13 protein-coding genes are annotated in these 14927 nt (G+C 70.1%); 9 read left to right on the top strand and 4 right to left on the bottom strand.

What is annotated here, in order from left to right:
- The first annotated feature begins 30 nt into the window (after nucleotides 1-30).
- The 4 genes from OG257_RS11420 to mutM all read left to right on the top strand — a co-directional run bounded on the left by OG257_RS11420 (nucleotide 31) and on the right by mutM (nucleotide 2684).
- A complete protein-coding gene (locus OG257_RS11420) occupies nucleotides 31-696 on the top strand; it encodes a YceD family protein (RefSeq protein ID WP_329206982.1) in 666 nt (221 codons plus the stop codon).
- 2 nt (nucleotides 697-698) lie between these two features.
- Nucleotides 699-872: a 50S ribosomal protein L32 gene (gene rpmF, locus OG257_RS11415; protein ID WP_003965982.1), complete on the top strand. Its 174-nt coding sequence runs from the start codon at nucleotides 699-701 to the stop codon at nucleotides 870-872.
- A gap of 19 nt (nucleotides 873-891) precedes the next feature.
- Nucleotides 892-1716, top strand: a complete 825-nt coding sequence (gene rnc, locus OG257_RS11410; protein ID WP_329206980.1) for a ribonuclease III — start codon at nucleotides 892-894, stop codon at nucleotides 1714-1716.
- A 110-nt stretch (nucleotides 1717-1826) separates the two neighbouring features.
- Nucleotides 1827-2684 (top strand): bifunctional DNA-formamidopyrimidine glycosylase/DNA-(apurinic or apyrimidinic site) lyase, encoded by an 858-nt coding sequence (gene mutM / locus OG257_RS11405; RefSeq protein WP_329206979.1) that lies wholly within the window; start codon nucleotides 1827-1829, stop codon nucleotides 2682-2684.
- 36 nt (nucleotides 2685-2720) lie between these two features.
- Here the strand turns inward: mutM and OG257_RS11400 are convergent, their stop codons facing one another.
- Nucleotides 2721-3140: a winged helix-turn-helix transcriptional regulator gene (locus tag OG257_RS11400; protein ID WP_329206978.1), complete on the bottom strand. Its 420-nt coding sequence runs from the start codon at nucleotides 3138-3140 to the stop codon at nucleotides 2721-2723.
- Nucleotides 3141-3234: 94 nt separating this feature from the next.
- Complete coding sequence (locus OG257_RS11395) at nucleotides 3235-4179, bottom strand: CAP domain-containing protein (RefSeq protein WP_329206976.1); 945 nt, start codon at nucleotides 4177-4179, stop codon at nucleotides 3235-3237.
- A 155-nt stretch (nucleotides 4180-4334) separates the two neighbouring features.
- Between OG257_RS11395 and OG257_RS11390 the strand changes: the two genes are divergently transcribed.
- The 4 genes from OG257_RS11390 to OG257_RS11375 all read left to right on the top strand — a co-directional run bounded on the left by OG257_RS11390 (nucleotide 4335) and on the right by OG257_RS11375 (nucleotide 10996).
- Nucleotides 4335-4616, top strand: a complete 282-nt coding sequence (locus OG257_RS11390) for an acylphosphatase (protein WP_329206975.1) — start codon at nucleotides 4335-4337, stop codon at nucleotides 4614-4616.
- A 439-nt stretch (nucleotides 4617-5055) separates the two neighbouring features.
- Nucleotides 5056-5268 (top strand): hypothetical protein, encoded by a 213-nt coding sequence (locus OG257_RS11385; protein ID WP_018551753.1) that lies wholly within the window; start codon nucleotides 5056-5058, stop codon nucleotides 5266-5268.
- A gap of 285 nt (nucleotides 5269-5553) precedes the next feature.
- Nucleotides 5554-9315 (top strand): AAA family ATPase, encoded by a 3762-nt coding sequence (locus tag OG257_RS11380; RefSeq protein WP_329206973.1) that lies wholly within the window; start codon nucleotides 5554-5556, stop codon nucleotides 9313-9315.
- A 262-nt stretch (nucleotides 9316-9577) separates the two neighbouring features.
- Complete coding sequence (locus tag OG257_RS11375) at nucleotides 9578-10996, top strand: sugar porter family MFS transporter (RefSeq protein WP_329206971.1); 1419 nt, start codon at nucleotides 9578-9580, stop codon at nucleotides 10994-10996.
- A gap of 125 nt (nucleotides 10997-11121) precedes the next feature.
- Here OG257_RS11375 and OG257_RS11370 read toward each other — a convergent pair whose 3' ends face one another.
- Complete coding sequence (locus OG257_RS11370) at nucleotides 11122-12516, bottom strand: purine-cytosine permease family protein (RefSeq protein ID WP_329206969.1); 1395 nt, start codon at nucleotides 12514-12516, stop codon at nucleotides 11122-11124.
- Between the two features lie 109 nt (nucleotides 12517-12625).
- Between OG257_RS11370 and ftsY the strand changes: the two genes are divergently transcribed.
- Nucleotides 12626-13831: a signal recognition particle-docking protein FtsY gene (gene ftsY, locus OG257_RS11365; protein WP_329206967.1), complete on the top strand. Its 1206-nt coding sequence runs from the start codon at nucleotides 12626-12628 to the stop codon at nucleotides 13829-13831.
- A gap of 75 nt (nucleotides 13832-13906) precedes the next feature.
- Here the strand turns inward: ftsY and OG257_RS11360 are convergent, their stop codons facing one another.
- Nucleotides 13907-14554, bottom strand: a complete 648-nt coding sequence (locus tag OG257_RS11360) for a bifunctional DNA primase/polymerase (RefSeq protein WP_329206965.1) — start codon at nucleotides 14552-14554, stop codon at nucleotides 13907-13909.
- Between the last annotated feature and the right edge of the window lie 373 nt (nucleotides 14555-14927).

Genomic DNA, 14927 nt, shown 5'->3' with positions numbered 1-14927 from the left:
GCGGCCCCCTCCGGAAGCTGCACATTGCACATGATTTCGAAAGCAGGAAAAGCCCTGAACGGTCACCTCGACCACCGCAACCCCCTCGTGTTCGATACGCGCGAGCTGGGTCGGCGTCCCGGTGCCCTGAAGCGGCTGACCCGCTCGGTGGAAGCGCCGAAGGATCTCGGTATCGACGGGGTCATCGGTGTGCCGGAGAAGGCACCCGTGGTGCTGGACCTCCGCCTCGAATCGGTCATGGAAGGGGTGCTCGTCACAGGCACCGCCCGTGCAACGGCCGAGGGGGAGTGCGTAAGGTGTCTGGAGCCGGTGCGCCTTGAGGTCGCAGCGGACTTCCAGGAGATGTTCTCGTACCCTGACGCCGATGACCGGAACCGCAGCAGGACCGCGGACCCGGTCGACGACGCCGAGGACGACGAGGACAGGTTCTTCCTCGAGGACGGCTTGTTCGACCTCGAGTCTGTGCTGCGTGATGCGGTGGTGCTCGCACTGCCGATGCAGCCGGTGTGCAAGGAGACCTGTGCCGGTCTGTGTTCCGAATGCGGAATCAGGCTGGACGAGAATCCCGGCCACCACCACGATGCCGTCGACGCACGTTGGGCGGCACTGCAAGGACTCGCCGAGACCGTTCAGGACGGCGAGAAGGACAACATGGGCGGCGCCGAACCTGGCGTCGACGAGAAGCAGGAGAAGTAGCCGTGGCTGTTCCGAAGCGGAAGATGTCGCGCAGCAACACGCGCCACCGCCGGTCGCAGTGGAAGGCTGCGGTCCCCACCCTGGTTTCGTGCGAGCGTTGCCAGGAGCCGAAGCTCCAGCACATTGCGTGCCCGAGCTGCGGCACCTACAACAAGCGCCAGGTCCTCGAGGTCTGAGCGGCTGGTGAGAGGCCCGATGTCTGAGTTGTCCAGCGCCAAGAAGCAGGCAGACAACGTCAACACAGCCTCGTCCCACACGCTTCTGGAAGGGCGGCTCGGGTACCACCTCGAGTCCGCCCTTCTGGTGCGTGCGCTGACCCACCGTTCGTACGCATACGAGAACGGCGGTCTGCCCACCAACGAGCGGCTCGAATTCCTCGGGGATTCGGTGCTCGGCCTGGTGGTCACGGACACGCTGTACCGCACCCACCCCGACCTGCCCGAAGGCCAGCTGGCCAAGTTGCGGGCCGCGGTGGTCAACTCGCGTGCACTTGCGGAAGTGGGTCGCGGCCTCGAACTCGGCTCCTTCATCCGGCTCGGCCGCGGTGAAGAGGGCACGGGTGGCCGGGACAAGGCTTCCATCCTCGCCGACACCCTTGAAGCGGTGATCGGCGCCGTCTATCTCGACCAGGGCCTCGGCGTGGCCTCGGAGCTGGTTCACCGGCTCTTCGACCCGCTGATCGACAGGTCCTCCAACCTCGGAGCCGGCCTGGACTGGAAGACCAGTCTCCAGGAGCTCACCGCGAGCGAGAGCCTCGGAGTTCCCGAGTACCTCGTCACGGAGACCGGCCCCGACCACGAGAAGACCTTCACTGCTGCTGCTCGCGTCGGTGGTGTCTCGTACGGCACCGGCACCGGCCGTAGCAAGAAGGAAGCGGAGCAGCAGGCGGCAGAATCCGCCTGGCGTGAGATCAGCGCCGCCGCAGAAGCGCGGGAGGCGGCAGAGAAGGCCGCTGCCGACGCAGGGGTCGCCGACACCCCTGCCGACCCGTCGCCGAACACGGACGCCACTCCGGCCTGAACCATCAGAGAGCCCCTCGGTGCCTGGCGCACCGGGGGGTTTTCGCTGTCCTCCGGCGTCTTCGCCGTCCACCGCCATGTCTTTCGCTGTCACGTCTTCGAAGGAGCGCCGTGCCCGAACTGCCCGAGGTCGAAGTCGTACGGCGCGGTCTGGAGCGCTGGGTCACCGGGCGGACCGTCGACGAGGTCGAGGTCCTGCACCCGCGTGCGGTCCGCAGGCACCTCGCGGGCGGGCCGGACTTCGCCGCCCGGCTGACGGGCCGGCGCTTCGGCACGGCGATGCGCCGCGGCAAGTACCTCTGGGTGCCCCTGGAGGAGGTGTCCTCCTCGCTGCTCGGCCACCTCGGCATGAGCGGTCAGCTGCTGGTGCAGCCCGGGGAGGCCCCCGACGAGAAGCATCTGCGGATCAGGATCCGCTTCGACGACGATCTCGGCACCGAGCTGCGCTTCGTCGACCAGCGCACCTTCGGCGGCCTCTCGCTCCACGAGAACACCCCCGACGGACTGCCCGACGTCATCGCGCACATCGCGCGCGACCCCCTGGACCCGGCGTTCGACGACGCCGCGTTCCACACGGCGCTGCGTCTGCGCCGTACGACGGTCAAACGCGCCCTGCTCGACCAGTCCCTGATCAGCGGGGTCGGCAACATCTACGCGGACGAGGCGCTCTGGCGCAGCCGGCTGCACTACGAGCGGCCCACCGCGACCCTGACCCGGCCGAAGTCGGCGGAGCTGCTGGGCCATGTACGGGCGGTGATGCACGAGGCGCTCGACCAGGGCGGCACGAGCTTCGACAGCCTCTATGTCAACGTGAACGGCGAATCCGGCTACTTCGACCGGTCGCTCGACGCGTACGGACGCGAGGACGAGCCGTGCCACCGCTGCGGCACGCCGATGCGCCGTCGCCCCTGGATGAACCGCTCCAGCTATTTCTGCCCGCGCTGCCAGCGTCCGCCGCGCACGGGCTGAGGCGGCTCAGCTGTCCGGCGCGTCGGCTGGGGCGGCTCAGGCTCCGCGGGCCCCGTCGTAGCGCCCGCGTGCGTCGAGCACCTCCGGCATCCGGCCCTGCACGAGGTGGATGAGCCCCAGCAGCTGTCCGGTGACCTCACGGCCCAGAGCTGTCAGCTCGTAGTCGACCCTCGGCGGGTTGGTGGGCTGGGCCTCCCTGTGCACCAGACCGTCGCGCTCCAGGGCGTGCAGGGTCTGGGACAGCATCTTCTCGCTGACCCCGTCGATCCGACGGCGCAGCTCGTTGAAGCGGAGGCTGCCCCGGTACAGCGCGCCGAGCGTCAGACTGCCCCAGCGGCCCGTGACGTGCTCCAGCGTCCCGCGGGAGGGGCAGTTCCGGGAGAACACGTCGAACGGCACTCCGCTGCCGTCGCGCACGGAGTCCGCATCCGACCCACCCGTGTCCGTCCCGTCCATGGAGTCAGCTTACGCGTGTGCAGCGCTCACTTCTGGTGAGCGCTGCACAGACGTCATGCCGTCGCGGAGAGGCCGGAAGCCGGCCGGGAGCCGGTCAGAAGCCGAAGTCCTGCGTCCACCACGGGCCGCCGGAACCGAGCTCCACACCCACGCCGAGCGTCGTGTAGTCGCAGTTGAGAATGTTTGCGCGGTGGCCGTCGCTGTTCATCCAGGCGTCCATCACGGCCTGCGCGTCGGCCTGGCCGCGGGCGATGTTCTCGCCGCCGAGGCCTTCCACCCCCGCCTTGTCGGCGCGGTCCCAGGGGGTCGCTCCGTCGGGGTCGGTGTGGCCGAAGAAGCCGCGGGCGGCCATGTCCTCGCTGAAGCTCTGGGCGAGCGCGTTCAGCGAGGCGCTGGCGGTGACCGGGCGGCAGCCGACCTTCGCGCGCTCCTGATTGACCAGGGCGAGCACCTCGGCCTGCGCGGAGGTGTCGGCCGTCGGGGCCGTGGTCCTGCGGCTCGGAGTGGCGGACGGCTTCTTCGGAGCGGCCGGGGCCTTGGCGGCCGGGCTCGAAGGCTTCTTCGACTCCGCGGCCGGCGCCTTCGTGCGCTCCGGCGTCCTCGTCGGCTTGTCCGCCTTCCTGGCCGCCGGCTTCGAGGCGGTGGCGGACGGCTTCTTCGTCGGAGTGGCCGAGGCGGACTTCGACGGCGCCGAGGGGCGCACGCTGCCCCGTCCGGCCTGGGCGGACGCGGACTCCGATGTGCGCTCGGTCGGCTTGGCGGAGGAACCGCCCTGCGTCAGCAGGTCCGGGGCACCGCCCGCGCGGACCTGGTCGGAGGCGGGGCCTCCGCTCACGCTGTAGGTGTTGTCACCGCCGGGCAGAAGGCCCGATGCGACAGCGACCGCGCCGACGGCCACGGCCGCGGACACGCCGAGAAGTCCGGTGCGCAGAGGCGCCCCGGCCCGCTTCCTGCGGCGGGTGCCGCGGTGCCCGCTTGTCCCGCCCGCTGTGTGCTGGTCAGCGGCGGGGGCTGCGCCCGAGCGTCGATGGCGTCCCATGCGCTGTGCCTTCCTCGTGCTCCGGGCGTCACTGCGACGTCACCGTGTTCGCTGTCGATCTCACCCGTTCGGGTGAGGCTATTGCGAGGGGACTGTACGCCATGGCGTAAAGGGGTGACGTGCTCGTTGAGCAATTGGCCGGTTAGCGTTCGGGCATGAGCGAAGATGCACGACTCGTCGTCTGGGTACGCGGCCGAGTACAGCAAGTAGGGTTCCGCTGGTTCACCAGGGCAAATGCTTTGGAGATCGGAGGCCTCACCGGCTTTGCCCTCAATCTCGACGACGGCAGAGTGCAGGTTGTCGCCGAAGGGACACGTGAGAATTGCCACCGTCTGCTCGACTGGCTCGGCTCCGACGACACACCCGGCCGCGTGGACGGCGTCACTGAGATCTGGGACACGCCGCGTGGCGGATATGAGGGATTCGCAATCCGCTGACCGGGGTGACGAAAGGGTGCTCGGATCCGCTCCGTATCCGGGGTGCGGCGAGGGGTGACCGAGCCGGTCGTCGAGGACCGCGCACCCGAAATGACCTGCGAAAGAACCCGCCGACGGAGCATGGTTGCCAAGAACGTCATGTCATGCCAGGCTGCGGCATTGACGAAGATCTCCACGCCCCTCGGGACCCCGCAGGAGAGTCGCGCCGCATGATCGTCCGGCCGCGCGCCCCCGGGACACCCGCCTCAACGGGGTGTGATCGTGTTGACCGTCAAACTTTTTGGTGAGACGCTGAAAACCCCGCGCACCTTAGCTGTTTGGCAGAGCTGTTTGGCAGCAGAACCACAGTGAAGACAGAGCACTGCCGAGCACCGCGGGTGCGATTCCCTCACGACCCACACCGCATCGGTCGGTCACTCAGTGTGGAGGACCATCCATCATGGCAAAGGCGCTTCTCGGTTACGTCGGCGGTTCCGATCCGCGACTCCTCGCCGAGATGCGACGGCTCCAGCAGCGCGTCCAGGACCTGGAATCCGAGCTCGTACGGATCCAGGACGAGAACGACGCGCTCAACGCCGCCGCCCAGCACCAAGAGTCGCTGCTCGACAGCATCGACATTGACGTACCCCAGGCGGAGCCCGCGCTGACCTGACCGATGGCCCTGTCGGGGCCGGTCGGGCTGCACGTGGCAGCCGTACGGGATCACCACTGGAATGTCTTCGTCACGGATCGTCGTCCGGGAACTGTATGGATTGCTTGTGATCCGGCCCGTTCGCGATCCGTCACGCAGGACTGCATACGATTTACAAGGGACGCCTCGGCGTCCCTTCTTTCTTTGCCCCCCGGCCCGTCCCGGATCTACCGCTCTTCGCTTACCGTCTGATGTGCCCTGCACCTTCATCAGCGAAACCGAGAGTGAAAGGTAGAGTCCGGCGGCGTGCACCTCAAGGCCCTGACCCTGCGTGGTTTCAAATCATTCGCCTCCGCCACGACCCTGCGGTTCGAACCGGGGATCACCTGCGTCGTCGGTCCCAATGGGTCCGGCAAATCCAATGTGGTGGACGCGCTCTCCTGGGTCATGGGCGAGCAGGGAGCCAAAAGCCTGCGCGGCGGCAAGATGGAAGACGTGATCTTCGCCGGCACCACCGGCAGACCACCGCTCGGCCGCGCGGAAGTGTCGCTGACCATCGACAATTCCGACGGCGCGCTGCCCATTGAGTACGCCGAGGTGACGATCACCCGGATCATGTTCCGCAACGGCGGCAGCGAATACCAGATCAATGGCGACACCTGCCGGCTGCTCGACATCCAGGAACTCCTCTCGGACTCCGGTATCGGCCGCGAGATGCACGTCATCGTCGGCCAGGGGCGGCTGGACTCCGTCCTGCACGCCGATCCGATGGGGCGCCGCGCCTTCATCGAGGAGGCGGCCGGCGTGCTCAAGCACCGCAAGCGCAAGGAGAAGGCGCTGCGGAAGCTGGAGGCGATGGGGGCGAACCTGGCCCGGGTCCAGGACCTGACCGACGAACTGCGGCGCCAGCTCAAACCGCTGGGCCGCCAGGCCGCCGTCGCCCGCCGGGCCGCCGTCATCCAGGCCGATCTGCGTGACGCGCGGCTGCGCCTCCTCGCCGACGATCTGGTCGGCCTGCACGACGCGCTGCGCGGCGAGATCGCCGACGAGGCGGCGCTCAAACTGCGCAGGGAGAAGGCCGAGGCCGAGCTCAAGACGGCGCTCGTCCGCGAGGCCGACCTCGAGGACGAGGTACGGCGGCTCGCGCCGAGGCTGCAGCGGGCCCAGCAGACCTGGTACGAACTCTCGCAGCTGGCCGAACGCGTGCGGGGCACGATCTCGCTCGCCGACGCGCGCGTGAAGAGCGCCTCCGCCGCACCGGAGGAGGAGCGGCGCGGCCGGGACCCCGAGGACATGGAGCGCGAGGCCGCCCGGATCCGCGAGCAGGAGGCGGAGCTGGAGGCCGCGCTGGAGGCGGCGGAACACGCCCTGGAGGACACCACCGCGCACCGGGCCGAGCTGGAACGCGAGTTGGCCGCCGAGGAACGCAGGCTCCGGGACGCAGCCCGGGCCATCGCCGACCGGCGCGAAGGCCTCGCCCGGCTGAACGGCCAGGTCAACGCTGCCCGCAGCCGCGCCGGTTCGGCACAGGCCGAGATCGACAGGCTCACCGCATCGCGGGACGAGGCACGCGAGCGGGCGGTCGCCGCACAGGAGGAGTACGAACAGCTCAAGGCCGAAGTCGACGGCCTGGACGCGGGCGACGCGGAACTGGCGGAACAGCACGAGGCCGCCAAGCGGGAGCTGGCCGGGGCCGAGGCGGCACTCGGCGCTGCCCGGGAGGCTGCCACCTCCGCGGAACGCAAGCGTGCCGCGCTCGCCGCCCGCCACGAGGCGCTCTCGCTGGGCCTGCGCCGCAAGGACGGCACGGGCGTGCTGCTCGCCGCGGGGGACCGGCTGTCGGGACTGCTCGGCCCGGCCGCGGAACTCCTCACGGTGGCTCCGGGGTACGAGGTCGCGGTGGCCGCGGCCCTGGGAGCGGCGGCCGACGCGATCGCGGTGACGGACCCGGCGACGGCGGCGGACGCGATCCGTCTGCTGCGCAAGCAGGACGCGGGCCGCGCGGCGCTGCTGCTCGGAGGTACCGGGGCCGCCGCGGGACACCTGCCCGGCCAGGCGTCCGGCGCGACCGCGACCGGTGCCGGCGCGGAGCACGGTGCGGGACTCGTACCCGGACAGGGTGGGGAGCCCGGTGCGCCCGGGCACCCGGCCACCGGGCAGGCCGCGCAGCCGGGGCGGACCGTTCCGGCGCCCGCCGATCCTGCCTCGGCCCTTGTCTCCACGGCCGGCCAGGACGCGGCCGTCGCGTCCGCGGACCGGGCGGGGGCCGCGCCTTCCGTCGCCCAGCTCGTGCAGGGCCCCGCCGAACTGATGGTGGCCGTACGGCGGCTGGTACGCGACATGGTCGTCGTCGGCACGCTGGAGGACGCCGAGGACCTGGTCGCCGCCCATCCCGGGCTGACCGCGGTGACCGCCGAGGGCGATGTGCTGGGGGCGCACTTCGCGCACGGAGGGTCCGCGGGGGCGCCCAGCCTTCTGGAGGTGCAGGCCTCGGTCGACGAGGCCGCGGCGGAGCTGGCCGAGCTGGCCGTGCGGTGCGAGGAGCTCGCCGCGGCGCAGCAGCGTGCGGGCGCCCTGCGCGGTGAGGGCGCGGCCCGTGTCGAGGAGCTGGGGGAGCGGCGCCGTGCCGCGGAGCGGGAGAAGTCCGGGGTGGCCCAGCAGCTAGGCCGCCTGGCCGGGCAGGCCCGGGGCGCGGCCGGGGAGGCCGAGCGCACGACCGCGTCCGCAGCCCGGGCGCAGGAGGCGCTGGAGCGGGCCACCGAGGAGGCCGAGGAACTCAGTGAGCGGCTGCTCGTCGCCGAGGAGACCCCGGTGGAGGAGGAGCCCGACACCTCCGTACGGGACCGGCTCGCCGCCGACGGCGCCAACGCACGCCAGACCGAGATGGAGGCGCGGCTCCAGGTCCGTACCCATGAGGAGCGGGTGAAGGGACTCGCCGGGCGCGCCGAGGCCCTCGACCGCGGAGCGCGCGCCGAGCGCGAGGCCCGGACCCGCGCGGAGCAGCGCCGCGCCCGGCTGCGCCACGAGGCCGCGGTGGCTTCCGCGGTGGCCTCCGGAGCCCGTCAGCTGCTCGCGCACGTCGAGGTGTCCGTCGTACGGGCCGAGGAGGAGAGGGTCACGGCCGAGGCCGCGAAGGCCGGGCGCGAGCGTGAGCTGGCGGCCGAACGCAACCGGGGCCGCGACCTCAAGGGCGAGCTCGACCGGCTGACCGACTCGGTGCACCGCGGCGAGGTGCTCGGGGCGGAGAAGCGGCTGCGGATAGAACAGCTGGAGACGAAGGCGCTGGAGGAGTTCGGCGTGGAGCCGGCCGGTCTGGCCGCCGAGTACGGCCCCGGCCAGCTCGTGCCGCCGTCCCCCGCGGCGGAGGGCGAGGAGCTGCCGGAGGATCCGGAGCACCCGCGCAACCAGCCGAAGCCGTTCGTGAGGGCGGAGCAGGAGAAGAGGCTGAAGGCGGCCGAACGGGCGTATCAGCAACTCGGGAAGGTGAATCCGCTCGCCCTTGAGGAGTTCTCCGCACTGGAGGAACGGCACAAGTTCCTCTCCGAGCAGCTCGAGGACCTGAAGAAGACCCGCGCCGACCTGATGCAGGTGATCAAGGAGGTCGACGAGCGGGTCGAGCAGGTGTTCACCGAGGCATTCCGGGACACCGCACGTGAGTTCGAGGGTGTCTTCTCCCGGCTCTTCCCCGGAGGCGAGGGCCGGCTCATCCTCACCGACCCGGACAACATGCTGACGACCGGACTCGATGTCGAGGCCAGGCCGCCGGGCAAGAAGGTCAAGCGGCTGTCGCTGCTGTCTGGTGGCGAGAGATCCCTTACGGCCGTTGCCCTGCTGGTCTCCATCTTCAAGGCCAGGCCGAGCCCGTTCTATGTGATGGACGAGGTCGAGGCGGCGCTCGACGACACCAATCTGCAGCGTCTGATCCGGATCATGGAGGAGCTCCAGGAGAGCTCACAGCTCATCGTGATCACGCATCAGAAGCGGACGATGGAGGTCGCCGACGCGCTGTACGGCGTCTCGATGCAGGGCGACGGAGTCTCCAAGGTGATCAGCCAGCGGCTCCGCTGAGGACCCGCGGGGACGGGTGGACCGTGGGCACACACGGGCACGCCGTCTTTACCTAATCTTCAACACTTCAACGCACCTTTTGGGTGCTGGTGGGTGGTTGTCAGTACTTCCGCGCCTTCACCTCGGTCTTGACTTCGAAACTTGAACGCATAATCTCTGCAATGTTGTTTTTACCTTCAAGTGGTGTCTTGCGAGAAGTTGTGCGCCACTGGGAGAGCTCACCCCCCACGCCTGACGTTGCGGCCAGGTATCAGGAGTTCATGTGACCAGCACAGAGCACGGGCCGGAGTCCGGAGCCCGGGAGGCCCACCCGGAGCATCTCGGCCATGTCATCTTCATCACCGCAGCCGCGGCGATGGGCGGCTTCCTCTTCGGCTACGACAGTTCCGTGATCAACGGAGCGGTGGAAGCCATCCGTGACCGCTACGACATCGGCTCGGGGACGCTGGCGCAGGTCATCGCCATCGCGCTGATCGGCTGCGCGATCGGCGCGGCGACCGCGGGACGCATCGCCGACCGGATCGGCCGCATCCGCTGCATGCAGATCGCCGCCGTGCTGTTCACCATCAGCGCCATCGGCTCCGCGCTCCCGTTCGCCCTGTGGGACCTCGCCATGTGGCGGATCATCGGCGGCTTCGCGATCGGTATGGCCTCGGTCATCGGCCCGGCCTACATCGCCGAGGTCTCGCCGCCCGCCTACCGCGGCCGGCTCGGCTCCTTCCAGCAGGCCGCCATCGTCATCGGCATCGCCATCTCGCAGCTGGTCAACTACGGCATCCTGCAGCTCGCCGACGGCGACCAGCGCGGCGAGATCGGCGGCTTCGAGGCCTGGCAGTGGATGCTCGGCGTCATGGTCGTGCCCGCCGTCCTCTACGGGCTGCTGTCCTTCGCGATCCCCGAGTCGCCGCGCTTCCTGATCTCCGTCGGCAAGAAGGACCGGGCCCGCAAGATCCTCGGAGAGGTCGAGGGGAAGAACGTCGATCTCGACGCCCGCGTGCTCGAGATCGAGACGGCCATGCACCGCGAGCACAAGTCCAAGTTCAGCGACCTGCTCGGGAGCCGCTTCGGCTTCCTGCCGATCGTCTGGGTCGGTATCGGACTGTCGGTCTTCCAGCAGCTCGTCGGCATCAACGTGGCGTTCTACTACTCGTCGACGCTGTGGCAGTCGGTCGGCATCGACCCGACCAGCTCGTTCTTCTACTCGTTCACCACGTCGATCATCAACATCATCGGCACCGTGATCGCGATGGTCCTCGTGGACCGGGTCGGCCGCAGGCCGCTCGCCCTCGTCGGCTCGGCCGGTATGGCCATCGCGCTGGGCGTCGAGGCCTGGGCCTTCTCCGCCGACCTGGTCGACGGCAAGCTCCCCGACACCCAGGGCACCGTCGCACTCATCGCGGCCCACGTCTTCGTGCTCTTCTTCGCACTGTCGTGGGGTGTCGTGGTCTGGGTCTTCCTCGGTGAGATGTTCCCGAACCGCATCCGCGCCGCCGCGCTCGGAGTCGCCGCGTCCGCGCAGTGGATCGCCAACTGGGCGATCACCGCGAGCTTCCCGAGCCTGGCCGACTGGAACCTGTCGGGCACCTACATGATCTACACCTTCTTCGCCGTGCTCTCGATCCCCTTCGTGCTCAAGTTCGTGAAGGAGACCAAGGGCAAGGCGCTGGAGGAGATGGGCTAATCCCCGCTGCCCCTCTCCTCGGTACAGAACGCTGCCCCGGTCCGGCCACTCGCCCGACCGGGGCAGCGTGCTGTCGCGGACCGGTACCGCGACGGACCGGGGCCGGTACCGCGACGGACCGCCCGTCAGAAGCCGGCGGGGCCGCCGCCGTCCCTGCGGGCGGCCGGACGCGGCAGCAGCGCGTACACCCCCGCCGCGGCCAGGATCGTCGCCGCCCAGCCAAGGCCGTTGCGGCCGATCCAGGTGGTGGCGAGAGGGCCGCTGAACCACTCCACCGTCGTGAACAGGAGCCCCACGGCGAGAGCGGCGGCCCACGCGGTCATGGCCTGCCAGCAGAAGCCGGCCGAGTACCAGTAGGCGCTGCGGGACGTCGTGTCCATCAGGGCAGCCGCGTCGTACGTGCGCCCCCGGAGCAGATCCGCGCCGAACACCCCCACCCAGGCGGAGAACGTCACGGCGAGCAGGGCCAGGAAGGAGATGAACGTGTTGATGAAGCCCGTCGCCACCATCATCAGCAGCCCGCCGAGCAGCAGACTGATGGCGGCGTTCACGCCCACCGCCCAGGCGCGGGGCATCGCGAACCCGAGCGTCTGCGCGGTGAAGCCGGCGGAGTACATCGACATGGCGTTGATCATCACCATGCCGAAGACGGCGATCAGGAGATACGGCACCGAGATCCAGCCCGGCAGGAGCGGCCCGATGAAGGCCACCGGATCATCCGTGGCGGCCAGCCCCGGGGTGCCCACCGCCATCACCGCGCCCATCATCACCATCGGCAGGACGATGATCAGTGCCCCTCCCACGGTTACCCCGACCATCGCCCGGCCGGAGGCCGAACGCGGCAGGTAGCGGGCGAAGTCCGGGGCGGACGGGGCCCAGCTGATGCCTCCGGCGACCAGGGTCCCGATCCCCGCGATCATCATCGCCGCCGGGCCCGCGGGACGGTCCAGGACCGCCCGCCACGGTGTCGAGCCGATCACATGGACCAGTACGAGGAGACTGGCGCCGCCGAACAGGTACGACGACGCGGCACAGCACCCTCGCAGCGCCCGGATGCCGAGCCCCGACACCAGGAAGCTGCTCGCCACGAAGGCCGTCAGAGTCACCATGACCAGGCTGTTGGTGCTCCGGACATCGAACAGCAGGTCGAGCACCGCCAGCAGGGCGTACGAGCCCGTGACCGCGTTGACCGTCTCCCAGCCCCAGCGGGCCACCCACAGCAGGGCGCCGGGGAAGAGGTTGCCGCGCTGGCCGAAGACCGCCCGCGACAGCGCCATGCCGGGCGAGCCGCCGCGCTTCCCGGCGATCGACACCAGGCCGACGAGCCCGAAGGAGAGCAGCGGGGCGGTGACCGCGACGGCGAGCACCTGCCAGAAGTTCAACCCGTTGAAGACGGTGAGCCCGGCGCCGACCGTCAGCAGCAGGACCGTCATGTTCGCCGTCACCCAGGTGGGGAAGAGGGCGCCGACCCGGCCGGTGCGCTCGGCGTCGGGGACGGGATCGAGACCGCGGTTCTCCACGGGCAGCAGCGTACCTTTACCACCAAAAGGTGCATAACGCCCTCAGGGTCCGTCCGGGCGGTCCTTCGGAACCGCCCGGACGACGGCGGTGGCCGATACTGGACTGGTTATGGAAATCGTCATCCTTGCTGTAGTCATCGCCCTGGTCGCGGTCGGCCTGATCAGCGGGCTCGTGGTCAGCAGCCGCAAGAAGAAGCAGCTGCCGCCCTCGGCGCCGTCGAGCACGCCGACCATCACTGCTCCCGCCGAACCCCACATCGGCGACGAAGCCGAGGCGCCGCGCGACGAAGCGCGGCGCACCATCGAGGAGGTCGGTCCCCCCGGAACCGAGGCTCCCGCCGGGGAAGCCCCGGTGGTCATCGAGCCGGAGATCCCCCCGCTCGAAGTCCCCGAGCCCACCGAGGGCCGCCTGGTGCGCCTCCGTGCCAGGCTCGCCCGCTCGCAGAACTCCCTGGGCAAGGGGCTGCTCACGCTCCTGTCCCGCGACAACCTCGACGAGGACACCTGGGAGGAGATCGAGGACACGCTCCTGACCGCCGACGTCGGTGTCGCCCCCACCCAGGAACTGGTGGAGCGGCTCCGTGAGCGGGTCCGCATCCTCGGTACCCGCACGCCGGAAGGGCTGCGCACCCTGCTGCGCGAGGAACTCATCACCCTTCTCGGCACCGACTTCGACCGTGCCGTGAAGACGGAGGGCGGCGCCGAGACGCCCGGCGTCGTGATGGTCGTCGGAGTCAACGGCACCGGCAAGACGACCACCACGGGCAAGCTCGCCCGGGTGCTCGTCGCCGACGGCCGCAGCGTCGTGCTCGGTGCGGCCGACACCTTCCGCGCCGCCGCCGCGGATCAGCTCCAGACCTGGGGCGAGCGCGTCGGCGCCCGTACGGTCCGCGGGCCCGAGGGCGGCGACCCCGCGTCGATCGCCTTCGACGCGGTGAAGGAAGGTATCGCCGAGGGCGCCGACGTCGTGCTCATCGACACCGCCGGCCGGCTGCACACCAAGACCGGCCTCATGGACGAGCTCGGCAAGGTCAAGCGCGTCGTCGAGAAGCACGGGCCGCTCGACGAGATCCTTCTCGTCCTCGATGCCACGACGGGCCAGAACGGCCTGGTGCAGGCGCGGGTGTTCGCAGAGGTCGTCGACATCACCGGCATCGTCCTCACCAAGCTGGACGGCACCGCCAAGGGCGGCATCGTCATCGCGGTCCAGCGTGAACTGGGCGTACCGGTGAAGCTCATCGGCCTCGGTGAGGGACCGGACGATCTGGCTCCGTTCGAGCCGGACGCCTTCGTCGACGCACTGATCGGCGACTGACTCCCGTACCCCCGCGCACGCCGGAAGGGCGGTGGACCCTCCTCGGGTCCACCGCCCTTCCGTCTGTCCCGCCTGTCACCAGCGGTGGCATATGTAGGCCAGCGTCCCCAGCAGCAGTCGTGCCTGCGGGGGAGCGACGGCCGTGTCCGGCACCGGGGGACGCAGCCACCGGACCGGCCCCAAACCTCCGAGGTCGGACGGCGGAGCCGTGATGTACGAACCCGGGCCCAGCGCCCGCAGGTCGAGATCCGCGTCGTCCCAGCCCATCCGGTACAGGAGCCCCGGCAGTCCGGCCGCGGCTCCGGGGGCGACGAAGAACTGCGTCCGGCCGGCGGGGGTCACCGTGACCGGTCCCAGCGGCAGCCCCATCCGCTCCATGCGTACGAGGGCCCGCCGGCCGGCGGCCTCGGCGACGTCGAGCACGTCGAAGCTGCGCCCCACGGGGAGCAGCATCGAGGCGCCGGGCACCTCGGCCCAGGCGTTCGCCGCGATCGAGAAGGTGGCGCCCGCCGGTACCTCCTGGGCGAAGTCCAGGGGGTGTGCCCCGGGGGCCGCGCACACGCTGTCGCCGCACGAGCAGGCGCCGTCGCTCGCCCGTGCCCCCGGAGCCACCGCCCAGCCCCAGAGTCCTGTGTACTCGGCCACCGCGGTGCCCTCGGCCGCACGGCCGCGGCGCCGCGAGCCGGATCGCATCTCACGGATGCCGCCGATCGTGAAGCCCATGCCCCCTCCAACGGGTCCGAGTCACCGGTGGTTACGACCCGGAGCACGCGAGCGTCCTCCGGCGCTGCCGACGGTCATATGACGCGTGGGGGTGACATCGATGGGTTGCGCGATACGGTTCACGCGCCCCTGAATGCTTCACTCCGCTCGTCCCTGATCGCGGCCTGTCAAGTGAATCGCGGTCAGCGCCGGGCGCGTTCATCCGAAGGGGTGGCGAATGGTGGCGTTTCTGTGGTCACCCTCGCGTGAGCAGTGATCGTAGGATTACCGTCGGTACTCGAACCATGCAATTGCATGTGCGCTCACGGGTATGCCCCGGGCAACCCGACTCTCTGTTCGATGGTGCGCAACGCCCGTACGGGCAGCACCGATG

The sequence above is a fragment of the Streptomyces sp. NBC_00683 genome, assembly GCF_036226745.1.
In the GTDB taxonomy this organism is placed as follows: Bacteria; Actinomycetota; Actinomycetes; order Streptomycetales; family Streptomycetaceae; genus Streptomyces.
Note: the sequence above shows the minus strand (reverse complement) of the source record. Positions and strands in the feature narration are given on the sequence as shown.